Source organism: Eubacterium aggregans (assembly GCF_900107815.1).
Taxonomy (GTDB): domain Bacteria; phylum Bacillota; class Clostridia; order Eubacteriales; family Eubacteriaceae; genus Eubacterium_O; species Eubacterium_O aggregans.
Map to the genome: position 1 here is coordinate 1 of NZ_FNRK01000021.1, position 19897 is coordinate 19897.

Annotated in this window: 19 protein-coding genes and 4 tRNA genes; 2 read left to right on the forward strand and 21 right to left on the reverse strand. The window is 49.4% G+C overall.

Going from position 1 to position 19897, the window contains the following annotated elements:
• A partial coding sequence (locus tag BLW33_RS10730; RefSeq protein ID WP_176966703.1) for an integrase core domain-containing protein occupies positions 1-314 on the forward strand: 314 nt, incomplete at its 5' end.
• A gap of 517 nt (positions 315-831) precedes the next feature.
• Here the strand turns inward: BLW33_RS10730 and BLW33_RS10735 are convergent.
• Positions 832-4080 (reverse strand): FtsX-like permease family protein, encoded by a 3249-nt coding sequence (locus tag BLW33_RS10735; RefSeq protein WP_176966704.1) that lies wholly within the window; start codon positions 4078-4080, stop codon positions 832-834.
• A gap of 141 nt (positions 4081-4221) precedes the next feature.
• Here BLW33_RS10735 and BLW33_RS10740 point away from each other — a divergent pair, with 141 nt between their 5' ends.
• A complete protein-coding gene (locus tag BLW33_RS10740; RefSeq protein WP_090308699.1) occupies positions 4222-4668 on the forward strand; it encodes an RrF2 family transcriptional regulator in 447 nt (148 codons plus the stop codon).
• A 191-nt stretch (positions 4669-4859) separates the two neighbouring features.
• Here BLW33_RS10740 and BLW33_RS10745 read toward each other — a convergent pair whose 3' ends face one another.
• The 20 genes from BLW33_RS10745 to BLW33_RS10840 all read right to left on the reverse strand — a co-directional run bounded on the left by BLW33_RS10745 (position 4860) and on the right by BLW33_RS10840 (position 19837).
• Positions 4860-5669: a hypothetical protein gene (locus BLW33_RS10745; RefSeq protein ID WP_090308702.1), complete on the reverse strand. Its 810-nt coding sequence runs from the start codon at positions 5667-5669 to the stop codon at positions 4860-4862.
• Positions 5663-6364 (reverse strand): ABC transporter ATP-binding protein, encoded by a 702-nt coding sequence (locus BLW33_RS10750; RefSeq protein WP_090308704.1) that lies wholly within the window; start codon positions 6362-6364, stop codon positions 5663-5665. Before BLW33_RS10750 ends, BLW33_RS10745 begins: the two co-directional genes overlap by 7 nt.
• A complete protein-coding gene (locus BLW33_RS10755; protein WP_090308707.1) occupies positions 6361-6729 on the reverse strand; it encodes a GntR family transcriptional regulator in 369 nt (122 codons plus the stop codon). The genes BLW33_RS10750 and BLW33_RS10755 overlap by 4 nt, the downstream gene beginning before the upstream one ends.
• Positions 6730-6836: 107 nt before the next feature.
• Entirely contained in the window at positions 6837-7565 is a 729-nt protein-coding gene (locus tag BLW33_RS10760) for a hypothetical protein (protein ID WP_090308708.1), read from the reverse strand.
• Positions 7558-8538, reverse strand: coding sequence for a tRNA dihydrouridine synthase DusB (dusB, locus tag BLW33_RS10765; protein WP_090308711.1), 981 nt, complete (start codon positions 8536-8538; stop codon positions 7558-7560). Before dusB ends, BLW33_RS10760 begins: the two co-directional genes overlap by 8 nt.
• Positions 8535-9320 (reverse strand): type III pantothenate kinase, encoded by a 786-nt coding sequence (locus BLW33_RS10770; protein ID WP_090308713.1) that lies wholly within the window; start codon positions 9318-9320, stop codon positions 8535-8537. Before BLW33_RS10770 ends, dusB begins: the two co-directional genes overlap by 4 nt.
• Before the next feature lie 20 nt (positions 9321-9340).
• Entirely contained in the window at positions 9341-9772 is a 432-nt protein-coding gene (locus tag BLW33_RS10775; RefSeq protein ID WP_090308715.1) for a thioesterase family protein, read from the reverse strand.
• A gap of 21 nt (positions 9773-9793) precedes the next feature.
• Complete coding sequence (gene ftsH / locus BLW33_RS10780) at positions 9794-11647, reverse strand: ATP-dependent zinc metalloprotease FtsH (RefSeq protein ID WP_207647829.1); 1854 nt, start codon at positions 11645-11647, stop codon at positions 9794-9796.
• Positions 11648-11707: 60 nt separating this feature from the next.
• Positions 11708-12244, reverse strand: a complete 537-nt coding sequence (gene hpt / locus BLW33_RS10785; RefSeq protein WP_090245923.1) for a hypoxanthine phosphoribosyltransferase — start codon at positions 12242-12244, stop codon at positions 11708-11710.
• Positions 12244-13638: a tRNA lysidine(34) synthetase TilS gene (tilS, locus tag BLW33_RS10790; RefSeq protein WP_176966705.1), complete on the reverse strand. Its 1395-nt coding sequence runs from the start codon at positions 13636-13638 to the stop codon at positions 12244-12246. Before tilS ends, hpt begins: the two co-directional genes overlap by 1 nt.
• Positions 13639-13739: 101 nt before the next feature.
• Positions 13740-13814, reverse strand: a tRNA-Glu gene (locus BLW33_RS10795).
• Between the two features lie 13 nt (positions 13815-13827).
• A tRNA-Met gene (locus BLW33_RS10800) sits at positions 13828-13904 on the reverse strand.
• Between the two features lie 11 nt (positions 13905-13915).
• Positions 13916-13992, reverse strand: a tRNA-Met gene (locus BLW33_RS10805).
• Between the two features lie 23 nt (positions 13993-14015).
• Positions 14016-14104, reverse strand: a tRNA-Leu gene (locus tag BLW33_RS10810).
• A gap of 155 nt (positions 14105-14259) precedes the next feature.
• A complete protein-coding gene (locus tag BLW33_RS10815; RefSeq protein ID WP_090308720.1) occupies positions 14260-15210 on the reverse strand; it encodes a Ppx/GppA phosphatase family protein in 951 nt (316 codons plus the stop codon).
• On the reverse strand, positions 15207-15581 hold the full coding sequence (locus BLW33_RS10820; RefSeq protein ID WP_090308722.1) for an FtsB family cell division protein: 375 nt from the start codon (positions 15579-15581) through the stop codon (positions 15207-15209). Before BLW33_RS10820 ends, BLW33_RS10815 begins: the two co-directional genes overlap by 4 nt.
• A 3-nt stretch (positions 15582-15584) precedes the next feature.
• Entirely contained in the window at positions 15585-15824 is a 240-nt protein-coding gene (locus BLW33_RS10825) for an RNA-binding S4 domain-containing protein (RefSeq protein ID WP_090245915.1), read from the reverse strand.
• 72 nt (positions 15825-15896) lie between these two features.
• On the reverse strand, positions 15897-16169 hold the full coding sequence (locus BLW33_RS10830) for an HU family DNA-binding protein (RefSeq protein WP_090245914.1): 273 nt from the start codon (positions 16167-16169) through the stop codon (positions 15897-15899).
• A 106-nt stretch (positions 16170-16275) separates the two neighbouring features.
• Positions 16276-17724 carry a bifunctional methyltransferase/pyrophosphohydrolase YabN gene (yabN, locus tag BLW33_RS10835; protein ID WP_090308725.1) on the reverse strand — a complete coding sequence of 483 codons (1449 nt, stop codon included), beginning with the start codon at positions 17722-17724 and terminating at the stop codon, positions 16276-16278.
• Positions 17725-18208: 484 nt separating this feature from the next.
• Entirely contained in the window at positions 18209-19837 is a 1629-nt protein-coding gene (locus BLW33_RS10840) for a putative polysaccharide biosynthesis protein (protein WP_090308727.1), read from the reverse strand.
• Positions 19838-19897 lie beyond the last annotated feature (60 nt).

A 19897-nucleotide genomic window follows, 5' to 3' on the forward strand; every position in this document is an offset into this window, starting at 1 on the left:
TGATCCTTCACTCGGATCGTGGGTCGCAATTTACAAGCACAGCCTTCCGAACCGCATTGGCTGCAAAGGGCGCAATCCAAAGTATGAGCAGTGTTGGTCGATGCTATGATAACGCCCGGATGGAGAGCTTTTTCGCAACGCTCAAGAAAGAAAAACTTTATCGTATTGATACGATGAAGATGACCCAGGAGATGGTCAAGACGATTATCTTTAGATATATCCAATACTATAATCATCGTCGGATTTACAGCACCAACGATGGTCTCCCGCCGCTCTCTAAGCGGGCACTTTACCACTGTACTGTTGCTGCATAATTCTCCTTGCCGATGGGACTAAACTTTTATTGACAATTCCAATTCGCTTCGGACCCCAGGCGCTGACGAATACAGCGTAACCCCTCAGTCGGCAGGGCGCAAACCCTACGGGTTTGATATGGTTTTGGGCGGGTTGACATAACAGCTCTCTAAGAATTGCAATGTACTGCCCGCAGGGGATCCTCCGCTCACGTATCTAAACTGCTTCCCCTCCCTTAAGTTACCAATCGGACAGCCTGAATTTTCTCGGACGAACGGGGAAGTCTGGTTACTGCCGCGGCGGTACCAACAACCAAAGGGTAGGTGGACATATCCTTTGTGTAAGTCCACATCGGGGCGGACAGGCATGTGTTCGAAAGCGCGTAGCGGTTTCGGTAACACACCCTGTCCGAATTCGCAAGTGGACGGAACAAACGGCATATGTCCGCCTGCCCGCCCCTTACTGAGAGCTTACCCTACCGCCCCCCTCCCTTACACTCAAAAGGACCGGCACTTGCCGGTCCTTTTCCTTTTCCATCTACTCAATACTCTTCAAGGACTCAACCATATCCACCCGACGAATCACCGGTCGCATGACAAAGTTTACGATGAGGGTAAAGCCCATGGTAAACAGACAGGCATAGAGATAGGAGGTGGGGTCGATGCCCCGGGGAAACATCACCACATCAGTTTCCACCGTATTTAAAATATAGCCATTGAGCACCACCCCCAGGCCTAGCCCAAAGATCATCCCAATGAGGGAAAGCACGATATTCTCCCGGAAGATATAATTATCCACCTCTCGATCATAAAAGCCCAGAACCCGAATGGTAGCAATTTCCCGTACCCGTTCGGACACATTGATATTGGTCAGATTATACAGCACCACAAAGGCCAGGGCCCCGGCGGATACCAGCATGACAATGACCACCACATTCAAACTACTCATGGTATCGTTGGAATTTTTTACAATATTCGTCGTGTTGGAAATCGTGGCCACATCCCCCCCTGACAGCCAACGGGATGCAAAGGCTTCCTCATCTGCCGCCTGAGTGGATTTTAAATTAAAGTACGCCGCATTATAGGCCGGCGCTTTCCCAGTGGCTTTTTGGTAGGCCTCTGGCGAAAGATACACATAGTTTTCAATATAATTCTCCACAATATCCGACACCGTCGTCGTATATTCCGTATCATCCGCATAAATTTGGATTTCGTCCCCAGTCTTTATTCCAAGGTCCCCAGCCATTTTTTCTGTAATGACGGCCCCCGTCTCTGGCAGGGATACCGCGGCCTGCCCCTGGCGGTGTCGGAGAACCACAAAGTCCCCTAAAGCCTTGGGATTAGAGGGTACACTCACATAGGCTCCCTTGGAGTATTTTCCTCCAACGGGTTCCATATTCATTTTAGAAACCTTAACCAGCATGGCATCCTGCATATTCGCATCTTTTTTGAGGCGATCCATAAAGGCAGCCTTATCTGCAACCGTCCCTTCCTCCTTCAGCCCAAGGGTCCCATCAAAAATGGAAATCTCCTCAAACTGCCGGGGCACAATGGAAAAGATGGAATCCTGGAGACCAAAACCCGCTAAAATCAGGGCGGTACATCCGGCAATGCCGATAACCGTCATAAGGAAACGGGCCTTATACCGAAAGATATTCCGGGCGGTCACCTTGGAGATAAAACCCATACGAGTCCAAAGGAACTTGATTCGCTCCAGTAATATCCGTTTCCCCACCCGAGGGGCCTTTGGGCGCATCAACTGGGCTGGGGCATGGCGCAGCTCCATGTTGGTCACCAGCTCCGCCGCTCCAACGGTAAAGGCAATGGCCCCCAATATGCTGGCAATAACCATCCCCCAGGGAATATCGATAATCAGATCCGGCACCTGATACAACAGGCTGTAGGCCGACACAATCAGCCGAGGCAACACATTCACCCCAAAGATTGCACCGACGACGCTCCCAATACCCGCCGCTGTAGCCGCATAAATCACGTATTTAAAGGCGATCTGGCTCCGGGAATACCCCAGTCCCTTTAGCGTTCCAATTTCAAGGCGCTGCTCCTCAACCATCCGGGTCATGGTAGTAAAGGAAACCAACACTGCAACCAGTAAGAAGAAGAGGGGGAATACGTTGGCCAGATTATCAATCCGTTTAACATCCTCCCCATAGCTGGTGTATCCCGGATTATCATTCCGGTTAAAGACATACCATTTCCCCAGGGTCAAATCATCCAGCTGTTTTTGGGCATCGTCAATCTTTGTCTGGGCATCGGCCAGCTGCTGCTCCCCTTCGGCCCGCTTGGTTTCAAGCTCAGCCTTGCCCTGGGCCAATTGCTCTTTCCCCTGGGCCAGGGCCGTTTCTCCCGCCTCCAGGGTGGCCGCACCGCTTTGGCGACCCTCCTCAAGCTGGGCCACACCCTGGTTATAAGCTGCCCATCCGGCATCCAACTGAGCACGGCTTGCCTCCAATTGCTTTAGGGCGACGGTTCCCGCATCCAGTGCCTTAATGGCTTTTTGGACATCAGCTAGTTGGGCCGCCAGGGTTTTCTGCTGTTCGCTCAACGCCGTAATCTGGGATTCCAGCTGGATATATTCCGGAGTTCCCGGCGTTAGGGTTTTCAGCTGGGCTTTGAGTCCCTCAAGGGTGGTATCCAAGGTCGTTAAACCATCGGCCAGCTGCTTTTCATTGGCTTTAAGGGACTCGTACTGGGCCATTCCCGCATCGTAGGCCTCCCGGCCGGCTTCAAAGGCCGCCAGACCCTGGGCGTATTGTTCCTCACCAGACTCCAGCTCAGCTTTACTGGCCGCCAGAGTTGCCTCCCCCTCTGCCATTTTTCTGCGATATTGCTCCCACCCCTTTGCCAGCTCCGCCTCACTATCCGCAATTTTAGCTTCTGAACCAGCAATGGTTGCCTGGGCCTTGGCAATTTCGGTATCGAAGGTCTGGCGTGCTTCGGCCAGCTCCCGCTTTCCTTTATTGATTTCCAGGGTGCCATCGTTTTTAATCTGGTCGTAATTATCCTTTAGCCGCTGATCCCCCACCTCTTTTAAGGAATCCTCCAGTGCTTCTACGGCATCGTCGTAGGCCTTGGAATATCCCAGCTCCTGGGAGGCTTTTTGAGATTTAATGTAGACATCCGTAAATCGCTCGGTTTTAAACACCTGGGGCAGCACCATCATATACATGGCAATATCCCCACTTCCAATGGAGGTGCTTCCCCGTTCAATGGAGACATAGAGGGGGCTTTGGACAAAGCCTACAATGGTATAGGTGTTGTGGGACAGGGTATCGGATGACCTTTTGCCCTCCCCTTGATCCTCGGGCATGGTAATGATATCCCCAATGGCGTAATTGGAACCGGTGTACTCACTGTGTTTGCTCTTCTCTACCACACATTCTGAATCCGTCTGGGGCATCCGTCCCTCAATGAGCAGCGGCTGATTTTGCTGCCCCTGTCCAGGGACTGCCATGACCTTGAACACCGGACGTTTTTCTCCCTTATCCACAATGACATCCGTGGAATAGGACGCCGTCACCTGGGATACCGCCGCAGTATCCTCTAACGCCTTAATATCTGCATCTGTAAAGCCCCAGGTGGACACCAGATGGATATCCATCAAGTCCTGATTTTTAAAATACGTATTCGCCGTGGTCAATTCACTGGGACTGGTGGCTTTAATCCCAGAAAAGAAGCAAACCCCCAATGCAATGATAATGGCGATGGACAAAAAGCGGCTTTTAGATTTCCAAATCTCTTTATAGGTATCTTTATATAGAGCTTTCATGACAGTGTTCCTTTTCATTAATATTTTTTAATTATACCATATTCCCAATCTCCCCGGTATCCCCTCTTGACCCTTAAGGAATCTTTCTATATAATAAGTCATAATAAAACATATAATATTACTATGAAATGGAGGATCATTATGCGTATCTCTGCCAAGGGGCGTTATGGTCTTGCTGCCATGATTACCCTCGCCCAGGAATCAACCCAAGACCTTTGTACTCCGGTTATTGTCATTGCAGAAAAGCTAGGCCTCTCTAAAATTTATCTGGAACAAGTTTTTGCCCTCCTTAAACGGGGAAAACTGGTAACCTCTATCAAGGGCGCCCAGGGCGGGTACCGTCTCAGTCGTCCGGCCCCCCAGATTAATGCCTATGAAATTTTAACGGCGGTGGAGCAGGTTCTCTTTGAGCCCACTGAGGACAGTGTTTCAGAAGCGGCTCCCCTGGTGGAAGCCACCATGCGGGAATGTGTTTTTGATTTTCTCGATGACCAATTGCGCAGCGCCCTCGAAAGTGTTACCCTGGCCCAATTGGTTAAATCCTTGGAACAACGTTCCTTAGACGGTCCTTTTATGTTTTTTATCTAAACTTTTTTGGCTGACATATGAAAAACACCATCGGAAACCGATGGTGTTTTTCATAAAATAAGGAAAAGAAATGAAAATTTTTATGGAATCACTTGAATCAAGTGAGATCTTATCAATACTTGTATTTTAACATATTCCCTTTTCCTTGTGAAGCATTTTCTTCGCAAAATCGTGCAGTTTTTACGCTGAATTTATTCCAGGTTGAGACGGTTTTTTAAAATATAATTCGACCCAAAGAAGCAACCTGCTGACAGTGCTGCGCCGATGAAGAAGAGCAACCCCAACACACCAATCATCGCCGGCATAGCATCCACCGGGCTGGAAATTTGCCAGACTAGCCCTTCAATATTAAAGGACATCACAAATACAGCAATCGTTCCAAGAATCTGCAGTACAATATTGATCAGAACATAAGCCCCAATGGCTGCTAAAATTCGATTTTTATTAAACAACTGGCCCAGGGTAATGGCAAAATATAAATGTAAAACTTCTGCTAATATATTCACCACAAAGACCAACAGGAGTTCAAAGCCAAGAAAATAACCGGCAATACCGAATTCAGAGCCTACTGCCTGGAATACCTCCCCGATGGTACTCAGCATAACCATTAGATCATTTCCATTTAAAATCATAATGAAGATGGATAGTGTGAACGCAATGGTGGATGCCACAATCCACATCATTGCAACAAGCATCTTCGATAGAATATGCTGCCAGGTTGACACTGGGAGTGTGAACATTAGATAGCCTTCATCTGTCAGTAAATTTTTATAAAAACGGTAAATAATCAAAATAAAGGTAATGACGAACACGGCGACGGCAGCGATGATGTATAACGTCATCGCCAGACCCAGGGTCAACCCCATTGCCAGGGTATTGGGATCAAGATTAATGGCAATAAATATCCGATTAAGTACAGCCAATACAACAAGCAGACCATAAAGGGGCAGCATATACCGTGCCGTATCCTTTACTTCATATTTTAGTAACTTCTTTAGCATCTGAATTCCTCCCTAAACAATGTATCCACCGAGCACCCACGTTTTTCACGGATATCATCAACGCTTTCCTGCAGCACAAAATTCCCATTGCGAATGAAGATAACTTCGTCCAGCACCTTTTCCACATCTGCAATCAGGTGTGTTGAAATGACCACCGTCGCCTCCGAATTATAATTCCCAATAATGGTATTCAAGATATAATCCCGGGCCGCTGGGTCCACACCACCAATGGGTTCATCCAGTAAATAGAGCTTCGCTCGACGGCTCATTACCATAATCAACTGCACCTTTTCCTTGGTTCCCTTGGACATATTTTTAAGGGCTGCTGTCATGTCAATGCCAAGGTCCTTAACCATTTCCATGGCTCGGGCTGCTTCAAAATCCTGATAAAAATCGGAGAAGAAGGTGATAATCTGAGGCACTGTCATAGATTCATGAAAGTAGGTGCGTTCGGGCAGGTAGGATACCTGGGCCTTTGTCTCCACTGATGGAACCTCCCCGCCGATCAGGATGGTTCCTTCGGTGGGCGTCAGCAGCCCCGTTGCCAACTTGATCAAAGTGGTTTTTCCCGATCCATTGGGCCCCAACAGCCCGACGATTCGCCCCTTTCCGATATTCAGGGTTAAATCATCCAATGCTGTCTGATTGCCGAAGCGCTTGGTCAGACCGATACAACTGAGTAGATTATCATTCATGATTGTACCCCTTCCATTTCCCCGATAAGCTGAACAACATCTTTCTTTGTGAAGCCAAGCTGCGACATCTTTTCTAAAAATTCCTCAATTTCCTTTAAAGCAACCCCGTATTTTACTTCTTTAATCATCCCAATATCCTCCGTAATGAATCGTCCACTGGTTCGCTGGGCATAAACCAGTCCCGTTCCCTCCATCTCTGCTAAAGCCCGCTGCATCGTATTAGGATTAACCGCAGCCTGTCCGGCCAACTCCCTCACTGATGGCAGCTTTTCACCCGGGGCAAATACCCCGGCAATAATGCCTATTTTAATCTGATCAATCAGCTGGCGATAAACCGGCCGATCAGAATCAATGTGCCATTCCATGGGAACCTCCTCTGTATTATTGTATTAATAACTTAATACAATAATACAGCCTTTCCCCTCCCTTGTCAATCCCTTTTTCAAAAAAAGAAAAAACCATCCGAAGATGGTTAATCCCATTGAAGCAGCGACTCAAGGACCTTTAATAAATCCCTCTCACACTGCTCTAAATCATAGGTTTTATCGCGACGCAGATAATCAAAGTACTTTTTAGACCGGGCGATGGTGATGGAGTGGGCCTCCTGGACCAGGGCTTTGAAACACTGATGGTCCCTCCCCAGCTTTAAATTATCAGCCTCCATAAAATAATCCAAATCAATATCCAGAATATAAGGCTGACCCAATACCGCTGTCTCAAAGCCGGCAGACTTAAACATGCCATCGGAAAGATCCCCCACCTTGCCCGGAGGAATCAGATAGTGATGACCGGTGGGGTAAACATGCTTCTCCATCGCGTTTAACATATGATAATCGGATAAATACCCAAGGGCCATGGCAGTGTTGATCTGCTCGTCATTATTCATCCGGGACATGACCGCCTCCAGGGATTCAAGATCCTCCCTTTGAATCCGGGCCAGCATGGCTTCTCCCATGGGGGACACCAACGCGTCCGCCCGTTCTGGATCAATGGCCACTGCTTTTTGATAGGCCATCATCCAGAAGGGTGGGTTGGTGTCGGGGTGATAGTCGATGCTGATTAAAACAAGGGGTTTCCCCAGGTCCAGGGCGGCTGTTCCCCAAAAGAGAATGGCGTATTGGTGTTCGTCCATCACCGCTATGCTTTTTCCCGAGACGTTATAAACATCGATATGCTGTGACGCTTTAATGGTTTCATTCATCACTGTAATTTTCCTGCCAATAGTTCTCTAGCAAGCGGGTAATATCTGCCTGGGATTCCGTTTTAAAGACAGCATTTCGCAGCTCGGTGGCGTGGCGTAATCCCTTGGTATAGGCCACCAGATGCTTGCGCATTTCCTTTACCCCTGCAGGCTCAAAGCCCAATATGGAGAGGCTTTTTGTGTGAGCCAGAGCGGCATTGATCTTTTCTCTTGGTGTGGGTGGCGCCGGCAGGATGCCGGTTTCCAAATACTGATTGATCTCTTTGAAAATAAAGGGATTCCCCACCGCGCCCCGGCCAATCATCAAGCCATCACAGCCCGTAGATTCCAGGGCGATCTTCGCCCCCTCTGCACTTCTGATATCTCCATTTAAAATAATGGGGATTCCCCGACTGTGGCGTTTAACGTCTGCGATGATCTCCCAATTGGCCTTCCCTTGATAAAAGGCTTCCCGAGTACGTCCGTGGATCGTGTGGGCATCGGCACCCGCGGCTTCGATAACCTCCGCCACCTCTCGGATATTGATGGAATCATCATCCCAGCCAATTCGGGTTTTGATAATGACGGGCTTGGTGCTGACCTTCTTCATCCGCTCCACAATGTCACCCAGCAGCTTAGGGTTCTTCATCAGGGCAGACCCATCCCCATTCTTCACAATTTTAGGAGCCGGACATCCGGCGTTGAAATCCAGAAAGGCAAAGGGACTGGGATTGATATACCGCTCAACCACCTCCTCCAGGATTCCGGGGTCTGATCCAAAAATCTGGACACCAGCCGGAGCCTCCTTTGGGTCCGTCGCCATTAAGGAGGCGGTCTTGGGGTCCTTGTAATACAGACCCTTGGCGCTAATCATTTCAGTGAATACCGCTGCTGCCCCATATTCACAGGCAAGCAAACGAAAAGGCAGGTTAGTATAACCTGCCAAGGGTGCTAAACATATTTGGTTTTTAAGGACGATGTCTCCAATTTTCATGACATTCTCCTATGCTTTATGTTTTTATCGTGGATAATTTTAAGTCCCTTCAGGGCCAGCTGGGGATCGAACACGTCAATCCGGCTAACCTCTTCCAAAAACATCCGGCCATAACCGCCCGTAGCGATGACCTTCATATCCGGCTCTCCGGTTTCTTGGATCATCTTACTGATAATATAATCCACCTGGCCGATATAGCCATAGACGAGTCCAGCCTGCATACTGGTCACCGTATCCTTGGCTAAAATACTACCGGGCTTCGTAATGGCAATATTGGGGAGTTGGGCGGCATTCCGAAAGAGAGCCTCCGCTGAAATCTGAATCCCCGGTGAGGTCACTTCTGCCACAAAGGCACCGTTGCGATCTACATAATCGTAGGTCGTAGCGGTTCCAAAATCCAGTATCAGGGAGGGGCCACCGTAGATGGTGTAAGCGGCCACCGCATCCACAATACGGTCAGCCCCCACCTCTGATGGATCACTGGTCAGGATGGACATACCCGTCTTAATGCCGGGGCCCACCATCATGGGGTCAATGCCAAAGACCTTTTTCAGGCCGTTGACCATAGAATACATAACATTCGGCACCACCGATGATACAATGACGCTTTTTACCCTTTTGCAGTCCAATCCATCATTTTGGAAGAACCCACGGAATACCACCGCAAATTCATCGGAGGTCCGTGGTGTCTTCGTCATAAAGCGCCAGGAGCAGAGGACCTTGTCCCCCTGAAAGGCACCGATTTCTGTGTTGGTATTCCCAACGTCAACGACTAAAATCATAGTTCCTTTTCCTTAGCTGATTATTCCTTTGCCGCCTGCTCACGTTTTTTAAGAACCTTCCCCATAAAACGGGTCGTCTCCACAACGAAGCGCTGGTGGCTTCCCTGGCAGACCTTTTGGGTGGTGTCCCAGGCCTCGACCTCGAAAGTCAGCTTTCGGCTGTCAATTTCCTTCAAAAACACCTTCACCCGGACCTTCATTCCCACCGGTGTCGCTGCAATATGATCCACATTGACATTGACGCCGACGGTGGTGGCCTCATCCGGGAGGCAGAGGGAGGCCATTTCATAGGCTGCATTTTCAACCCAGGAAACCAGGATGGGGGTCGCTAAGACCTCCAATCCTCCGCTTCCCACCGTCTTTGCAGTTTCAGAACGGGTTACCGTATAATCTTTTTTTAATTCCATACCGACCTTCAGCCGGCTCGTCACTAAATCATGTGCCTTATCCATCAAATTTATATACCCTTTTCTTTAAACTTCGGGATTGGGTGTGGCAAATGTTGCCGACCCGTCAACGACCCCTTCTAATATCTCTTCAGTTTGGTACATCGCCCGGAATTCGTCTCCGGTGATGGTGTTGACTCTCAATAATTCCTCAGAAATCTGGACAAGTTTGTCTTTTTTCTCAGTCAGGATATCACAAGCGCGATTAAAGGCCGTTTCGACAATGTTTCGGATTTCTTTATCAATGACTGCAGCGACCTCTTCGCTGTAATTACGGCTGCGTCCCAGGTCTCTGCCCAGGAATACCTCACCGCCGTCGTCATGGCCGAAGGTCATGGGTCCTAAGTGATCGCTCATGCCCCATTCAGTGACCATCTTCCTTGCAATGCCTGTGGCCCGTTCAATATCATTGGAGGCCCCAGTACAAATATCATCCAGGGCAACCTTTTCAGCAGCACGGCCGCCTAAAAGCCCTGCAATGCGGTCAAGGAGCATCCCCTTGGACATATGCTGGCTATCATCCATGGGCAAAGAAATGGTATAACCAGCAGCCATTCCCCGGGGAATAATGGAAATTTCATGGACCTCTTCCCCGTTATGGAGATACTCCATCACGATGGCGTGGCCCGCTTCATGGTAAGCCGTAATCTTTTGGTCGGATTCCACCACAACCTTGCTCTTCTTTTCCGGACCGGCAATGACCCGTTTAATGGCCTCTTCCAGCTCCGTCATGGTGATGGTATGCCCCTTCTTCCGGGCGGTCAACAGTGCGGCTTCATTCATCAGGTTTTCCAGGTCTGCCCCGGTAAAACCAGGGGTACCCTTGGCAATGACTTCCAGGTTTACCGTCGAATCCAAAGGTTTATCCTTTTTATGGACATCCAGGATTTCCTTACGGCCCTTGACATCCGGCACTCCCACCATGACCTGACGGTCAAAGCGGCCAGGCCGCAACAGGGCAGGATCTAAGATATCCGGACGATTGGTTGCCGCGATGATAATGATCCCTTCGTTCACGCCGAAGCCATCCATTTCCACCAGCAGCTGGTTCAGGGTCTGCTCCCGTTCATCGTGACCGCCACCCAGGCCGGCACCACGATGGCGGCCTACAGCGTCGATTTCATCAATGAAAATAATACAGGGCGCATTCTTCTTGGCATTTTCAAACAAATCCCGGACCCGGGACGCCCCGACACCAACGAACATTTCAACAAAGTCTGAACCCGAAATGATGAAGAAGGGAACCCCGGCTTCACCGGCGACAGCACGGGCCAGAAGCGTTTTACCGGTCCCCGGAGGGCCCACGAGTAGCACGCCCTTTGGAATACGGGCACCCAAACGGTTATAGCGCTCTGGTGCCTTGAGGAAATCGACAATTTCAGCCAATTCCTCCTTTTCCTCATCAGCCCCTGCCACATTGGCGAAGGTGACCTTCTTGTCAGCATCGGTGTGCATTCGGGCTTTGCTTTTCCCAAAACTCATCACCTTTCCGCCGCCTCCGGTCTGCTGGGACATCATAACCAGGAACACAATCAGCATGATGATGAGGATTCCCGAGGGAATCAGGGATACCCACCAGCTCTGATCTTCCGCAATTTCCACCTTCATACTGGGGTTTTCCAAAATATACTGACTAACCTCGGTATCAATGGTGTATTCCGGAACGATTGCGCTAAACTGTTCTCCAGAGGATAACTTCCCGGTGGCCTTTGAGCCATCGATCTTAATTTCAGCAACCTGTTTGCCCGCCAGCTCATTGAGCAGTTGGCTATAGGTTAAATCCTTCACTTCGGATTTCATGGGGTTCAAAAATGAAACCGCCAAAATGATGATGAGCAGGATCATCAGATAAAATCCAATCATCTTCAGATATTTATTCAATATTCACACTCCTTTCAATTTGCTGTCTTCCTCCTGGCTGCACCAGTAAGAACTCAGCCCTTATTCATACACTTCTCTTTTTAGGATGCCCACATAGGGCAAATTCCGATAGCATTGATTATAATCCAGGCCATAACCCACCACAAATTCATTGGGAATGGTAAACCCGGAATAATCAACCGCCACTGGTATCTCGCGCCGCTCCGGTTTATCGAGCAGGGTACAGATTGTCACACTGGAGGCGCCCTTTTTGTCAAAGGCATCCCGGATGCGGGCCAGAGTATGACCAGAATCCACGATATCCTCGACGATGATGACATCACGGCCATCAATGGGAATCTCCATAATCTCTGTTACCTTCACATCGCCAGAGCTCTCCGCCCCGGCACCGTAGCTGGCGGCACTGATAAAGGCGATTTGTACATCTCCCTCAATCTGACGAATCAGGTCTGAGAAGAAAACCACACTTCCCTTTAAAATACAAATGGCCAAAACGGACCGACCACAGAAGTCCCTGGAAATCTGCTGGCCCATTTCCCGAACGCGCTTGCTTAACGTTTCTTCCGTTAACAGTATTCGTTCAACATCTTTGTTCACTACACTTTCTCCATCTTCATCCATAAAATTTTTGGCAACCCACCCTCCGGGCCTAGATTTCGACTCACCGCATAACCAGGGACCCAGAGAACTTCCTCATCCATGGCTAATAACGGCAGGCGATCCCGTTCTGCCCGGGGAAGCTTTCGATCGATATAAAAGGATTTGATTTTCTTTCTTCCCTGCATTCCGGGCAATGCAATAACATCCCCAGCTTTTCGTGTTCTTAGCACAAGATTATCTTTAATTTTACCATAGTCAATGAAAATTTCACTACTAATTTTCTTTTTTTGCAACATTTTTAAGTCTTGCAAAAGCATCACATCCACTGTAAAGCGATAGCCATTCAATTCATAAACGCCGGGCCTTTCAGTCGAAATGCTCACTTCCTCCATAGAAACGATATCTTCCTGTGCTTCTGGAATCCCCACCAGCACACGTTGATAATCTTTACGAACCACGATACCCCGAGGCAATTGAATCTCACCATTTCCGATTTTCTCAGACAAAAAGGTACAGGCCTTCTGGATATGGACCCGCCCTATATCCATCAGGGTTCCGGTCGCTTCCAGGATGGCCGCCCGCAAAAGCTTGCTCCGTATAAAGGGGGGCTCCCGTAAAAAGCATTCCAGATCGTAATACAGCCAACCATCAGCGCCAATAACAAAGTGCCGGCTTCCCCATAATGCGACCTGATCCTCCACCACAGCCTCATAATCTAACGCCTCCTCCGCAAAGGCAGCCAGGTGCTTAGCCACCTGGGGATTGATGGTCTTTAACTGGGGAATGATGTCATGACGCAGTCGGTTCCGGGTCATGGCGTAGTCATCATTCGTGCAGTCATGACGATAGTCTAAACGATAAACCTTACAATAAGCTTCGATTTCTTCCCGGGTCACACATAGAAAGGGACGAATTTTTTGCCCATCCACTGCGGGAATCCCCGCGGCCCCGACCATACCGGTTCCCCGAATGAGGCGCATCAGGACGGTTTCAGCCTGATCGTCCAAGTGGTGCGCGGTGGCCAATCGGGTAAAACCTTTTTTATCCATGATTTCTCTGAAAAAAGCATACCGTGCCTGGCGCCCGGCAACTTCAACCCCCACCTTGTCCTCCCCGGCCAAGGCCGGGACATCTACAAATCCACCGTAAAAGGGTACATCCAGAGAATGGCACATAGCCTCCACAAAAGCGGCATCGCCATCTGCCACGCTTCCCCGCATACCATGGTGAAGATGGGCCACACCCAGGCGTATCCCTAAATCCTCCCGGCTCTGGGATAAAAAATGCAACAAGGCCAGTGAATCTGCCCCGCCGGAAACTCCGACCAGTACAGAATCACCAGCCTTTATCATCTGATGTTTCTTAATATAAGCGTGTACTTTTTCCTTCATCGTCATACCTTTTCCATTCCTGGTTGGATTCTGCAACGCTGAACGAACGTATAAAAAAACTGGTTGAAAGCAAGCTTCCACCAGTAATTTTAAGAATTCAATGGTGACCCCTGGGGGAATCGAACCCCCGTTACCGCCGTGAAAGGGCGGTGTCTTGACCGCTTGACCAAGGGGCCATTTTAATATTAATGGTAGCGGCGAACGGAGTCGAACCGCTGACACTACGGGTATGAACCGTATGCTCTAGCCAACTGAGCTACGCCGCCATTAAAAAAATTGGTTGCGGGGGCAGGATTTGAACCTACGGCCTCCGGGTTATGAGCCCGACGAGCTACCAAACTGCTCCACCCCGCGATGTTAAAAAGTATTAAATTAAGTGGTGCCGGAGATCGGAATCGAACCGATACGATCGAAAAGGATCGCAGGATTTTAAGTCCTGTGCGTCTGCCAGTTCCGCCACTCCGGCGTTCCGTTGCCGTCCCTCACTCAAAGGACAAGCATTAGTATACACTGTGAAACCTCATCTGTCAACACGTTTTTTAAAAAAATATCATTTTTTTTAATAAATCTATTCAAATTCGTCATTCCTTGTACATACCAACACTTGTCCGCCATACTCAACTATTCTAAAAAAGCACTGTAAGCCGCGCCCTCCAGATTATCATAATCGCATACAATAAACGCATCCTCCTGAGTTGCCGCTAAAATCTGCTCTAAGATGCAGGCCCCTGCGATAATAATATCGGCACGTTTTGCCTCAAGCCCCGCAATCTGCCGGCGCTCTTCTAAGGGTATAGAGGCTAGTCGATTGATAATTCGCCCCAGGGACTCCCGGGTGATCAAACTGCCGTGGACTTTCTGGCTATCGTACACCGTTAAACCCTGCTCGATGGTTGATAGAGTTGTTGCTGTTCCGCCAATTCCAATAAGATGCTTCGGCCGGGCCCCTTTAAAGGCACCCAGGGCATCCATGAGCTTTCCAGACGTATCCTTTTTTAGGGCATCCAGTTCCCCGTCAGTCGGCGGGTCCTGATGGATAAAGGCCTCAGTTCCACGGACACACCCCATATTAAGGCTGACCATCCGGTCCAGGGTTTTCCCTTCTCCATAGATTAACTCCGTACTCCCCCCTCCGATATCAAAGATAAGGATTGGGTCCTCAAAGCATTGGGATGCCCCGATAAATCCGTAGGCTGCCTCCTGTTCACCGGATACCACCACGACATCCAGGCCCAACTTTTCCTTTGCACTGTTGATGAATTGGCCTGTGTTGTCAGCATCCCGCATCGCGCTGGTTCCGAAGATATAATAATCCTTTACCCCATAATCCTCTGCAATAGCCTTGTACTCTGCCAAGGCATCCATATTGCGTTTCATGGCATCGGGGTGAAGACTACCAGTGGCACCGACATCCTGGCCCATTCGGGTGTATCGTACAGATTTATTGACCCGTACCAGGTTCCCCTCTTCATCCTGACGGAAAATGAGCAACCTTGTTGAATTGGTGCCAATATCGATGACCGCTCGATTTCCCCGGTTTTTTGGGGGTATTGCACTACTTCGTTCACTCATTGGGTTTCTCCTTCCTGAGTGGTATTCTCTCCCTTATTTTGCTCTTCTTGGGTATTCTGACCGTCTTTATTTTCGGGTACCGTTACGACGACCTTCTCTTCGGGGTAGTACAGGCGCAAATACTTTCTTGCAATGTACTCCACATAGGATTTGGAACCAATTTGATTATTGGCCTCGTTTAGCTCCGCTGCCCGCTCTTCTTCCTGGGTGATTTGTGACTGAAGGTCCCCCTTTTGCTTCTCTAACTGGTAGATTTTGTAGAAGTTCTGACCGAAAAGAAACAGAAGGACTGCACCAATAACAAAGATTGTCAAGAGTGTCGCCCGCTGCTTATAAATCCATCGACAGAAATGTTGAAATTTGGCTTTCATGGGTTATATCTCCCGGTACATTTCCTCTGCCTTATCCTTGGGGGCATGCTCTAAAAGCTGTAAGACCTCCACCGTCTGCTCCCCGTTGCCGTAGGCAATGGTAAGGATATCCCCCACCTTGAGCTTGCTTCCCGGCTTGGCTTCTTTTCCATTAATGGTGATTCGTCCACCATCGCAGGCTGCCTTTCCCACGGTCCGACGCTTAATGAGTCGGGCGTTTTTTAAAAACTTATCGACGCGCATTGTGTCACCTCCTTGGCTGCACTTTGCTGGTATAAATAGAAAGCCGGAGCAGATGCCCCGGCTTATGTGTTCCTAGTTTAATGAATCTTTGAATGCCTTGCCTGCTTTGAAGGCGGGTGCTTTGGAAGCTTTGATTTCAATGGGTTCTTTTGTTCTCGGATTCAAACCAGTTCTTGCTGCACGTTCCCGTACATCAAAGGTGCCAAATCCTACTAAGGCAACTTTGTCATCCTTCTTTAAGGCTTCCATTACGGAGTCCATAAATGCCGCTAAAGCTTTTTCGGAATCTTTTTTCGATAAACCGGATTTTTCTGACATTGCTGATACTAACTCTGATTTGTTCATTACTATCCCTCCAAATTATCACAGAAATATTATGCTACTAATTATAAGCCCGCCAGAACACAAAAAACAAGCTTTTTCTGGGTTTTTTGGCCATTCTCGCCCTTTTTTATTCCCTTTTTAAGGCTTTTGCCTGTTCCCATAGGGTATCCAGACCAGCCAGATCGTAATTTTCCAAATTCTGACCCTCCGCCATTGCCATTTTCTCCATGTCTTTAAAGCGTTGAATGAATTTTATTCCTGCCGCATTTAAGGCTAATTCGGGCTGAACACCGGCTAAACGGGCGACATTGACCGCAGCAAATAGAAGGTCTCCGATTTCTTCGGTGATGTGAGATTCCTCCCCTGCTGCCAAGGCTTCCTCAACCTCAGCCATCTCCTCGGCCACCTTGGGCAAGGCATCCTGGGGATTTCCCCAATCAAAACCGACTTTTCCAGCCTTAGACTGAATTTTGTAGGCTCTCAACAAGGCGGGAAAAGCCATTGGAATCCCGGACATTTCCTCGGAAAGGCTATCATACCCTTTCTCACGCTGCTTCACCGCAGCCCAAATTTTTTCCACATCTTCGCCGGTTTCTGCCTGGGCATCCCCAAAGATGTGCACATGGCGCCGCACCATCTTTTCATTGATGCCCTCAATGATATCGTTCATGGTGAAGAGTCCCTCTTCCTTCCCTAATTGGGCGTGGAAAACAATCTGGAGCAGCAGGTCCCCCAGCTCCTCTACTAAATTGTCCAAATCATCCGCTTCGATGGCATCAATCACCTCATAGGTCTCTTCTAACAAATACTGCTTGAGGGATTCATGGGTCTGCTCCCGATCCCAGGGACACCCACCAGGGGCACGTAGCGTCTCCATAATGGATAAAAGTTTGGTATAATCCCTTAGACTCTTGGGCTGAGCGGGAATATACAATGTTGTCAGATGATCCACAAACTCCCTATCCATCTGGTAAAGGGGCAGCCAACGGGTGACTTCATCGGGGGTGCCCGCCGACTGGATCAAGGCAACCTCGACATGATCTGCATAGATATCCATTAAGGCCAGCTTGGTTTCCGATGCCATATGGGGGCTGTGAACCTGGGTAATCAGGGCAGCGGAAGAAGGGCCAGGCTTTTGGGTCCCCGCCACCACGGCGTAGGCGTCCAGAATGGCCAGTCCTGCCACCGGATCGTGGACCACTGCGGCCATACAGGCATCGATAAAGCTGACCCCGCTGTACAAGCACGTCTCAACCCCCACTTTCTGGCACTCCTTAAGCAACATCATTACCGTGGACTCGCCACACAGTGGATTGCCGGGTACAGCATAGACAATATCCTCAGTTCCTGCCGCCACTAAGGCGGATACAATGGCCCCATACACAGCCTCAAAGGTCGGCAGGGTATCGTACAAGTCATCAAAGGCGGTGTATGGGATTTGCCGGGCATTGAGCCAGGCCACAGTGGGATGGATGGCCGTGCGCAGATAAACAGGACGGCCGCTGCCTAATAAGTCAATGGTTTCCTTGGTCAATTGGTCCGGATTCCCCGGGCCAAGGCCTGCTATATGTATCATGATGGGTTCCTTTCAAAAAACGCCCCTTGGTAAGGGCTGTGTAGGTGTAAGATGTTCGTCCGCTAAATATGGTGGCAATGGGGCGGCTGTTCGCAGATTGTATAACAGTCATGCTCCCGCTCGTCGTACAGGCTACGCCTGTTCGCCTCAAGGTCGCAGTGACTGGCATACAATCTACGGACACCCTTAGTATACTGGGACGAACGGGGCAGAAGAAGCTATAGCGTCGGCAACACAAACAAACAAAGGGGAGATGGACATATCTTTCACGTAAGTCTGCATCGGGGCGAACAGGTGTATGTTCGAAAGTGCGCAGCAGTTTCGGTAACATACCCTGTCCGAATCCGCAAGCAGACGGAGTGAAAGCATATGTCCAGCTCCCCGCAATTCGCCACTAGCTCCCCTGCCGACCACCATCCGCGAAAAGCCGCCCCATTGCCGCATCGCTCAAGGGACGAACACCTCAGGACGAACTACTCCACACCTACGCCCGCAGCCGTCTTTTCAGTCCCTCTACCTTCTTATAAACAGGCATGATGAATTTCTGACCAGGGAGGGCCGAGAGCTCCTCTGCTCCAATGCCTCCGGTGAGCAGCATCACAAAGGCGTAAACCAAGATAGATGCCACCATGGAAACCAGCAGGCCGGCTACATTGCCAAGGAGGGCACGGATAGCGGTGTAAGTTCCCCAGGTGACCAGCCCCATAATTGCCGAAGACACCAAGGGCTTGATGACCGTTTGTCCCCAGTGGATGCGCACACCGGTAAAACGCTTGACAAAGAGGTAATTGGCCACGGTGAGGAGCACGAAGGTAATAAGGGAGGAAAGACCGATGCCGTAGATATTGATGGCTGGAATGGCCAGGAATATCCAGCAGCTCCCAATGCGGATGACGGCGGCCAGGGCCAGGTTAATGAGGGGTACCCGCATTCGGTTAATGGACTGGAGGATGCTCTGGAAAATATTGGACAGCATCATAAAAATAGTTGCATAGGCAAAAACCTGCATCATCCCGCCACCGTACTCAGAGCCGGGAAACAGCAAATCAAAAATGCCATAGGATAATACCGATAAGCCAATGCAGCAAGGCAAGGCGACCATCACCACCAAACGGATGGCAATATCAATTTTGGCATTCATGGTTTTTTTATCCCCCAGGGCGAAGGATTCAGAAATAGCAGGAATCATGGCCACTGCCAGATTGCCGGAAATGACCAAAGGAACATTAATGAGGGTATCCACATTGGTATAATCCCCAAACATGGTGGTGGCGGTATAGCTATCAATCCCAGCCAGCAGAAGTCTCGGGATATAAATCATAGAATCCACGGTTGCAAAAAGGGATACAATGGAGCTGGTCAGGGTAACGGGAATGGAGATGTACAATAGCCGCTTTAAAATCTCCCCGGTATCCATCCGGGGTTTGACCAGCTGATGGGAGAATTTCTCCTTATTGGCAGCGGTAAAGGTCCAGAAGGTGTACCCTAGGAAGATGGCGGCAAAAAAGCCTCCAACGGTAGCCCCCATAACGGCCCCCCCCACGGCCATACCCACGCCGTAGCCATTATGGATACAGAACCAGGCTAGAAAAACCCCAAGGCCAACCCGGATGATTTGCTCGATGATCTGGGAGATGGCTGTAGGAGTCATAATCTGATACCCCTGGAAGTAGCCTCTAAAGGCTGAGCAGACGGAGATAATAAAAGGAGCCAGGGCGATGGCCATAATGGACGGGTAGCTTTCCTGGGGCCAATGGGACACCCCAATGAGGAAATCTGCCCCAATAAATAAAAACAGTGTTGATACCGCCCCTAAAAGGCAGAGGGCCAGGGTGGACACCCGAAAGATACTTCGGGCCCCCCGAAAATCGCCAATGGCCACGCTCTCAGAAATCATGATGGAGATGGCCACAGGGAGACCCACGGTGGAAACCATCAGCAGGGTATTGTAGATACTGGTAACATTGCCGTAAATCCCGTTGCCATAGCTGCCCACCAGATGATACAGCGGTACTTTATAAAACAACCCCAACATCCGGGATAGGATTCCTGCCGCAGCCAGGATGGTTGCGCCTTTTAAGTAACCGCTGGCTTTACTTTTACTATTACTCACTCAATACCTCCCGTATTAGACACGTCAATTCCCTTAAATCCGTTAAAAGGGGCTGCCGCA